This is a genomic window from Anabaena sp. UHCC 0253, assembly GCF_009712085.1.
Classification (GTDB): domain Bacteria; phylum Cyanobacteriota; class Cyanobacteriia; order Cyanobacteriales; family Nostocaceae; genus Dolichospermum.
The window spans coordinates 229528-238442 of the sequence record NZ_VILD01000003.1; the positions used below are offsets into that span (position 1 = coordinate 229528).

The window sequence follows — 8915 nt, forward strand, 5'->3', positions numbered from 1 at the left end:
TCACAAATAAACCGACAATGAGGTGGGTATTTCAGATGTTTCAGGCTGTACATTTGGTAATCATAAATGGACAAAAACAAATGAGCAATTTAACGGAGGAACGTGAAAAGATTGTCAGGTATTTAGGAAGGAGTTGTAGTAAATATTATCTAATTATTTGATGAGAGTTTATTAGACCAAAAAAGATGTAGATAGTGATCGATAAAATTAGTAAATAGAAATTTTTAGCAAAGAGTGAAAATATTTTTTGCTGTAATTGTCATGTTTATTTAAGCCGAAATGACTATTTTAATTGAGAGAGAGAATCTATTTTAAAACCTAGCGAAATTAATTTCGGTAATATTCTCTATTTTTTGGTAGATAAAGTTAAACTCAACCAGAAAAATTAGGTAAATAAAATTTTCCTGGCTGGGATTTTTCAAAAATATCAATAATCTGAGTTACATCTGCGGAATGTGGGTTTTATCCAATCTTTTTTTCCAAAAATCCCACTCCCACATTTCCAACTTCTCAATTAAACCTTAACGGGCGATCGCTTCCCTGAACTTTGGTTCTCCAGCACCAAAACTGCAAACATCTATCCCCCCAGCTTTCATGGCCTTAGCTTTAGCTGCGATCGCTAAGGTGATAGATGGTGGTACATTATTTGCGTGTCATCTTCGCAGCAATATCCGCAGGTTTACCAAAATATGGATAACTAGTCACTAAAATATCTACACCTGTGCTGGCATAATCATGAATATTTCCCAAATTAATCCCACCTGCTGCTGCTAGTTTTAAACTAGGATATTTCCCCTTTAACTCTGTAACCAGATTAGTAAGTTCTCCAGTCGGAATTTTATCGAATTGAATTAAATCAACTCCAGCTTCAGCAACCATCCAAGCATCCGTAGACGTTTCTACCTCAATACAAATTTTTTGTTCGGGAAACCGTTGTCGCATTTGGTTGATACGCTCAATTATTTCGGCAATACTATCTATAAATATCAAGTGTTGTTGGAAAATCAAAACTGTTTCTGATAGTCCCAAACGATGGGGAGAAGCACCACCAGCTAGAATTGCTTTCATAGAAATACTTCTCGTACCAGGAAAGCATTTGCGTGTCGTGACAACCGCTACGGAAGGATTCACAATTTTGGCAGCATTCACCAATTCTTTAGCACGGGAAGCTATACCAGAAGTGTATTCCATCAAATTTAATCCTACTCTCCAACCAATGTGCAATGCTGCGGCTGAACCACTGGCTTTCAGAATTAATTGTTGTTCTGGTAAACAAGTACCGCTTTCTACCAAATATTCAACCGTCGCACCACATTTTTCAAATACTCTAGCTGCTTCTTCTGTCGCACAAATAGTCATGGGGTGACGGGTAGAAAATTCAATTTCTCCTAATTCCTTACCTATACTTAGTCCATAGGTAGTTAAATCTAGGAAAGGTACATCTTCTTGAATTAATTGAGCGATCGCTTCGTCGGAAAAGAACATTCTCATTTGCGGTTTTTGTGGCGAATCTCTAACCTATCTATCTCAGGATATCCCATAATCCCCAACGATATTTGCTTTTTATAACTTCTTTTTTAACTTTGTCCTGATTTGTACATCTCTAAATCCCGTAAATCCTGATTCTGACAATTCCTGATCGGGTATTTCCAGAAATTAAATATGCTTTTTTACACCTTGATTATTGGTGATTTTATCTATAGAAATGAAAAATAGAATAATTTTTTGTAAAAGAGAAAATTTGTTGTGTTGTGCGATCGCTATTATTATAAACTGACGATATATTTTATTTTGCTAATTTTTTATGTTTATAGATGTTGTTTTAAATTAAATTTCAGGGCGGAGAAAATCCGCCCCTACGAGTGTTTAAACTTCGCAGCTTAACTCGCCTGATTTTTGTGTGAAACGACGGTTTTCTCGATAATCTACGCGGCAATCTATAACTGCTGGTACATCTTGGGCAAGGGCTTCTTTGAGTAAGGGAATGAAATCTGCAACAGATTCAACTCGATAACCTTTTAATCCCATACTTTCAGCAAATTTGACAAAATCAGGATTACCAAAATGGACAAAAGATGAGTTACCTTGTCCAAATTGATTTTCTTGTTTCCACTCAATTAAACCATAGCCACCGTCATTAAAAATCAGGGTTACAAATGGTGTTCCGACTCGCAAAGCTGTTTCTAATTCTTGGCAATTCATCATAAAACCACCGTCACCAGTTGCAGCCACAACTTTGCGATTGGGATAAACTAATTTTGCGGCTAATGCCCCAGGAATAGCAATACCCATAGCAGCAAAACCATTAGAAATAATGCAAGTATTTGGACTATGACAATGATAATGTCTCGCAATCCACATTTTATGTGCGCCAACATCAGAAATGACAATATCATCGGGTCCCATAACTTGCCGCAAGTCATAAATTAGTTTCTGCGGTTTAATAGGAAACTCATCATCTTTGGCGTATTCTTCGTAATCAGCGCGAATGTTAGAACGCAAACTAATAGAATAGGGATTGGGTTTATTTTGTCTGTCTGCTAATTTTAATATTTCATTCAGGGAATCAGAAATATCTCCAACTATTTCTACTTTGGGAATATAACTACTATCAATTTCCGAAGAAGTTGCTGCCACATGAATAATAGGAATTTTTCCGTCAGGATTCCATTTTTTCGGGGAAAATTCAATTAAATCATAGCCAATGGCTATCACTAAATCGCTATTATCAAAACCGCAGGTAATAAAATCTCGTTGTTGTAATCCTACAGACCAAAGTGCTAAAGGATGAGTATAGGGAATGACACCTTTACCCATAAAAGTATTCACAACCGGAATATTCATTTGGGTAGCAAATTGCGTGACTGCGTCACTAGCATGGGCGCGAATTGCTCCATTTCCGACTAAAATGATGGGATTAATGGCTTGGGAAATTGCGCCCGCTGCGGCGCGAATGCTGGCAAAAGAAGCATAGGTTTTTTCACTATTATCCTTATTTAAAGGTTTGCCTTCGACAGGCATAGCAGCAATATTTTCTGGTAAGTCAATGTGAACTGCACCGGGTTTTTCAGTTTGCGATCGCTTGAAGGCTTTTCTCACGACTTCGGGTGTAATACTTGGTCTCACAATCTGTTTATTCCACTTAGTAACTGGTGCAAACATTGCCACTAAATCTAAATATTGATGGGATTCAATGTGCATTCTATCTGTTCCCACTTGCCCAGTAATTGCCACTAATGGCGCACCATCTAAATTCGCATCTGCCACCCCAGTCATTAAATTAGTTGCCCCAGGACCAAGGGTAGAAAGGCATACTCCCGCTTTTCCTGTTAACCTCCCATAAACATCAGCCATGAATGCTGCACCTTGTTCATGACGAGTAGTAATAAATTGAATTGATGATTTTTTTAGAGCTTCTAAAACGTGCAAATTTTCTTCACCAGGAAGTCCAAAAACATATTGAACTCCTTCATTTTCTAAACACTGTACTAACAATTCTGCGGTATTCATAAATTTGGTAATTGGTAATTGGTAATTGGTGACTTGCCCTGAGCGAAGCCGAAGGGTTGGTAATTGTCAATTGTCAATTGTCAATTGTCAATTATCCATTGCCTTTACTTCACCCAAATAGTTTTCACATTGACAAATTCATGTAAGCCTTGAACACTTAATTCTCGTCCGTAGCCAGAACGCTTAATTCCCCCAAAAGGTAAACGAGGATCAGATTTGACCATACTGTTAATAAATACTGAACCGGCTTCAATTTCTTGAATTAGGCGATTTTGTTCTTCTTTATTGTTTGTCCATGCACTTGCACCCAAACCAAAAGGACTATCATTAGCTAATTTAATCGCCGATTCGATATCAGGAACTCGAAATAATAATGCCACAGGACCAAAAAATTCTTCTTTGGCAATGGGTGTATCTATGGGAATATCTATGATAATTGTTGGTGGATAAAAGTTCCCCGATAATTCGGTTAAAGGATGCCCACCTGTGATGACTTTACCCCCACTTTTAACGGCATTTTTAACTTGTTGATCTAAGTCTTGGAGAATACCAGGAGTTGCTAATGGTCCCACATCTGTATCAGATGCCATCGGATTACCAACTTTCAAAACTTGGAATTTTGCTAACAGCAATTTCTCAAATTTATCAGCCACAGATTCAGCAATAATAAAGCGTTTAGCAGCAATACAAGATTGCCCATTATTCAACATTCGGGCTGTGACTGCGGTAGATACTGCTGTTTCTAAATCAGCACTTTCTAAAACAATAAATGGGTCACTTCCCCCCAATTCTAAAACAGTTTTTTTGATTTGTTTCCCAGATGCAACCGCGAGCGATATTCCTGCTGGTTCACTACCTGTTAAAGTGGCAGCTTTGACTCGATCATCAACCATTAAATCGGCAACTTGAGCAGCACCAATTAATAATGTTTGAAATGCACCTCTAGGAAAGCCGGCACGATTGATAATATCTTCAATTGCCAGGGCGCATTGTGGCACATTAGAGGCGTGTTTGAGTAATCCCACATTGCCCGCCATGAGTGCTGGTGCAGCAAACCGAAAAACTTGCCAAAATGGAAAATTCCAAGGCATGACGGCGAGAATTACCCCTAAAGGCTGATATTTTACAAAACTATGACTAGCATCAGTGGCAATGGTGACATCAGCCAGAAAACTAGGGGCATTTTCGGCATAATAACGACAAACTAGGGCGCATTTTTCAACTTCAGCGATCGCCGCTTTGAATGGTTTACCCATTTCCAGGGTCATCAATTTCCCTAAATCTGCCTTTTCTTGGTCTAAAATGGTCGCTGCCTGTTCTAACCAATGCGATCGCTCTAAAAAACTTGTCTGACGGTATTGTTCAAAAGCTTTTCCTGCCAAATCTAACTTAGCAGCAATTTCTGTATCTTTGAGCGGCTCAAAGGTTTTGAGCGTTTCCCCAGTGGTGGGATTAATGGTGGCTATAGCCATGACCTGACCTCCCATTAAAAAATAGTTTGAGGTAGCTTACCAGTTTTACACACATTCATCACAGAAGCTACCACGAAAATTAACTTGGTAGTTGAGAATAGCAGACAAATCAATTCAAAATCTACCCCAAGTACCAAAAAAATTGAAAATCACAAAAATTATCTCTTAATATTAACTATTCATTCATTTTAGTTTGATAAAGCTTGATCGAACGATCAATGCCTTTAAAACGAAAGTCTCCTATATCATGAAAATCTGATTTTTGTCCTAGCATATTATAAGTTACTTCACTAATTACACATTCACCAGGAGAACAAATTCCTTCCATTCTTGCTGCTAAATTAATTGTTGCTCCCAAAGCCGTATAATCTACCCGTTGAGAACTACCAACATCACCAACAACAGCTTTACCACTGTTAATAGCAATCCGTAGTTGTAAGGGTTCTTGCCAAAAATTATTGGCATTCAGATGTTGTAACCGAGTTAACATTCCCTTCGCAGATGCCACAGCCCGATCTGCATGACCGGGATCTGGATCAGGAGCGCCAAAAAATGCCATAATACAGTCACCAATATATTTATCTAAAGTGCCACTATACAAAAATACTTCTTTCAACATTTCTTCAAATAAATTATTTAATAATTTAGCAATTTCTGTGGGTGTCAATTGTTCAGAAATGGCCGTAAAACCTACCAAATCGGCAAACAAAATACTTATTTCATTTTCTTTAGGAGCTAAACGTCCACCCGGCAAACTACCTTCAGCAATCAATTCTTGCACAACTGCTGGCGAATGATATCTTTCTAAACGATGACGAATTACCTCTTCAGTTTTCAGCTTTTCTACTAATAACCACCGTTGCACACTAGAAGCTACAAGATTCGCTAAGGCTGAAAAAAAGCTGAGTTCTTCTTCACCTTCACTTTCCCAATGAGATGAAGAAAGACTAGCATCAGCATAGAGAACTCCAATAACATTATGTTCATCCCATAATGGCACTGCCATTGCACTACGAATACCTTTAACTAAAATACTTTGCTCACTAGAAAACCTTTCATCAGCCTGGGTATCAGCACTTTGAATAGCAACTTTTTCAGCAAATACTTTTTGACAAATACTGCGACTAATCCAACTGCCATCTATTGCCAGAGTTTCCTGATCAGAAATCTCTCTAGTCGCAGAATTTATTAAATCTAAATTGCCAGAACTATGAACTTCAACTAATAATGCTAACCGATCAATACTATCCAGATAACGAAAAACTACTTGTTGAACTTGGGAGAAAATTTCCTCAATGGATGCAGCAGCACAAAGATTTTTAGCTATATCAACTAAATCTTTAAGCCGGGCGATAGTTGCATCTTTATTATTATTTTTACTATTAATTCCACTAGCTTCTATCCATTGCTGTTGTAATTGTTCAACATTTCTTAAAATAGTTCTTTGTGGAGAATTATTTCCTTGTGTTGATAGCTCATTTACAAATTCATCTTCCTCAGTTTTAATAAATTTAACTACTAATTTGATATTACCCAGGGAAATCACATCATTATTAGATAACTGTTGAGTGCTGGTAATCAGAAACTGGTTAACTTGCGTACCATTTTTACTACCTAGATCCTCAATAGTCCACACACCCTCAGCTATTTTGACAATTCGCGCATGGTTGCGAGAAATTCCTCCAAAAGGTAACAACAAGTTACATTCTGGCAATCTTCCGATAATAAATATGTCTTGATCTACTGGAACTAATGTTTCGGTAGTTCCTTCTTGTTGGAGGATGAGTGTGAGTTGATTCATGAGTGTGGTACATTCATACTGGAATCTAGGGATGCAATTATTGGCAAAATTAGGTAAACACAAAGTTTATCTTTTTCAGCACTTACACCATAAATAAGTAGTCGGTCACAATTAAATTCATTAGTGGAGACTCTTAAAGGAAAACGGGAAAATAATCTGTATAATTAATTCTATCTGAATACTTAACAGACATCTGCTTGATGATTAGGTTGTCGGTGGTTCAACAGCAGTTGGTTGAGATCCACCAAAATTTTTTGTGTAAATTCTAACATTTTATTTATGATACTATTAACGGCAATAAAACGACTACAAAATAGTCATTTTTACTAATAAATTAGCATGAGAAGCGTAAAAATTAATTTTATAATATTTTGGATTGTCTCCAACTTACTGGATACAATTTAGAACCAGGAAATCATCGCAGAGATATGGTGAAATTTACAATTTAATTGGATTACCTAGAATCTTTGTAGAGACGTTCCCTGGAACATTTCTAGTGAAAATATCTATTTGCCCATTTTTTGACAAAATTAGGACTTACGCAATATATGACTGAAAGCCTTATGATTGCTTAGGGGTAATTCATGAATTACCCCTACTCTCGTTCTGTTTTGCGTAAGTCCTGAAAATTAACAGTTAAATTTGTGGTAATTCTAAGGGGATACTACCAAGGAGTCCTTTCCGAAAATCAGTGATCATTTGTCTAGCGGCACGTTCTACATCTCCTTTATAGCGATGTTCTGCTAATGCGTGCAAGTACGCTTCTCCTGTGTGGATGATGGAGTCGAGATCATATCTTGTCAGTAATGGGTGAGGTGGTAAAAAATGAGGCTGTGTTTCTTGGAGTTGATTAAGTATATCTACGAATACTCCGGCTATTAACTGGTTATCATAGGATGCTTCACCGATATCATCACAAATGGCTAATTTGACTCCTGCACTTTGGTCGTCGAGTCGGGCGGGAATAACACCGGGGGCATCTAGTAATTGTAGCTGGTCAGAAATTCTTACCCAACGCAGTTGGCGAGTCACACCAGGACGGGCGGCACTCTCTACGACTCGCTTTCCTAATAATCGGTTAATTAAAGCTGATTTACCAACATTGGGAAAACCAATCACGACAGCGCGGACGGGACGGGGTAACATTCCCCGATCTTTGCGGCGTTGGTTGAGTTCTATACCCGCGGCTTGAGCGGCTTTTGCTACTGCGGTGATACCTTGACCATGTTGGGCATTGGTAAAATATGGAACTTCGCCTTGATTTTTAAACCATTCTATCCAGCGCGATCGCACTTGTGGCAAAATCATATCTACTCGGTTAAGTACCAATATCCGTGCTTTAGTTCCTACCCATTCATTCATTTGCGGGTGATTTGTCGCTAGGGGAATGCGAGCATCACGTACTTCTAAAATCACATCAACACGCTTTAACTGTTCTTTGAGATTTTTCTCAGCTTTAGCGATGTGTCCCGGATACCATTGGATAAGATTTAATTTGTAATTTTGAGTTATGGACATTTATTGTTTGTTAGTTTTTACTAATGAGTTATAGTAGATTGATGTAGAATTAAACGGTTGCCATCAGGGTCATAGGCGTAAATTTCTTGACCGTGAGAAGCTATGGAAATTTTTCCTGGTGGGGGATATCCTAAAAATGTTAGGTGAGATATGGCAATTTCTAAATTATTCACTTCTAAACACAAACTCAGCGGACTTTTGGCATTAGTCACGAATTCCGCTTCATTTTCTGGTTTAGGTCGAAAAATACCTAATTTTAAACTAGCGATTTGAAACTCCCCATAGACATTGGGGATGAGGTTTTTTGGTTCTTGTTCTAATAATTGAGTATAGAAATTAACGATATTATCAAAATTAATCGTGGCTATGGTGACAATTATACTATTATATTGCATATTCATTGCGGATCACTTTGGCAACCGCTCCAGGAGACACTACGCGAACAGCGTAACTAGGGCAGGAAATATATCAACAAATCATCATTGCCAACGCCGTTGATTTAAGGTTTGTAAGGCAATTGCAAAGCGATCGCGTTGATATACCTACAAGCAGCTGTTAAAGCTAGGGAATACATTTATTTTAAGAAAGTTCTTCCTTATCAATTTTATCATAAC

The 8915-nt window shown here is 37.8% G+C and carries 6 protein-coding genes; all 6 read right to left on the reverse strand.

Going from position 1 to position 8915, the window contains the following annotated elements:
• Nucleotides 1-642: 642 nt before the first annotated feature.
• The 6 genes from modD to FJR38_RS09340 all read right to left on the reverse strand — a co-directional run bounded on the left by modD (nt 643) and on the right by FJR38_RS09340 (nt 8696).
• Complete coding sequence (gene modD, locus FJR38_RS09315; protein ID WP_168536659.1) at nt 643-1485, reverse strand: ModD protein; 843 nt, start codon at nt 1483-1485, stop codon at nt 643-645.
• 381 nt (nt 1486-1866) lie between these two features.
• The gene (locus FJR38_RS09320; RefSeq protein WP_168494993.1) at nt 1867-3510 is read right to left on the reverse strand and encodes an acetolactate synthase large subunit; all 1644 of its coding nucleotides are present in this window, start codon (nt 3508-3510) and stop codon (nt 1867-1869) included.
• A gap of 104 nt (nt 3511-3614) precedes the next feature.
• Nucleotides 3615-4982 carry an NAD-dependent succinate-semialdehyde dehydrogenase gene (locus tag FJR38_RS09325; protein ID WP_168536661.1) on the reverse strand — a complete coding sequence of 456 codons (1368 nt, stop codon included), beginning with the start codon at nt 4980-4982 and terminating at the stop codon, nt 3615-3617.
• Between the two features lie 175 nt (nt 4983-5157).
• On the reverse strand, nt 5158-6783 hold the full coding sequence (locus FJR38_RS09330) for an adenylate/guanylate cyclase domain-containing protein (RefSeq protein WP_168494998.1): 1626 nt from the start codon (nt 6781-6783) through the stop codon (nt 5158-5160).
• A gap of 636 nt (nt 6784-7419) precedes the next feature.
• On the reverse strand, nt 7420-8301 hold the full coding sequence (ylqF, locus tag FJR38_RS09335; RefSeq protein ID WP_168495000.1) for a ribosome biogenesis GTPase YlqF: 882 nt from the start codon (nt 8299-8301) through the stop codon (nt 7420-7422).
• A 20-nt stretch (nt 8302-8321) separates the two neighbouring features.
• Nucleotides 8322-8696 (reverse strand): VOC family protein, encoded by a 375-nt coding sequence (locus FJR38_RS09340; RefSeq protein WP_168495001.1) that lies wholly within the window; start codon nt 8694-8696, stop codon nt 8322-8324.
• Nucleotides 8697-8915: the final 219 nt, after the last annotated feature.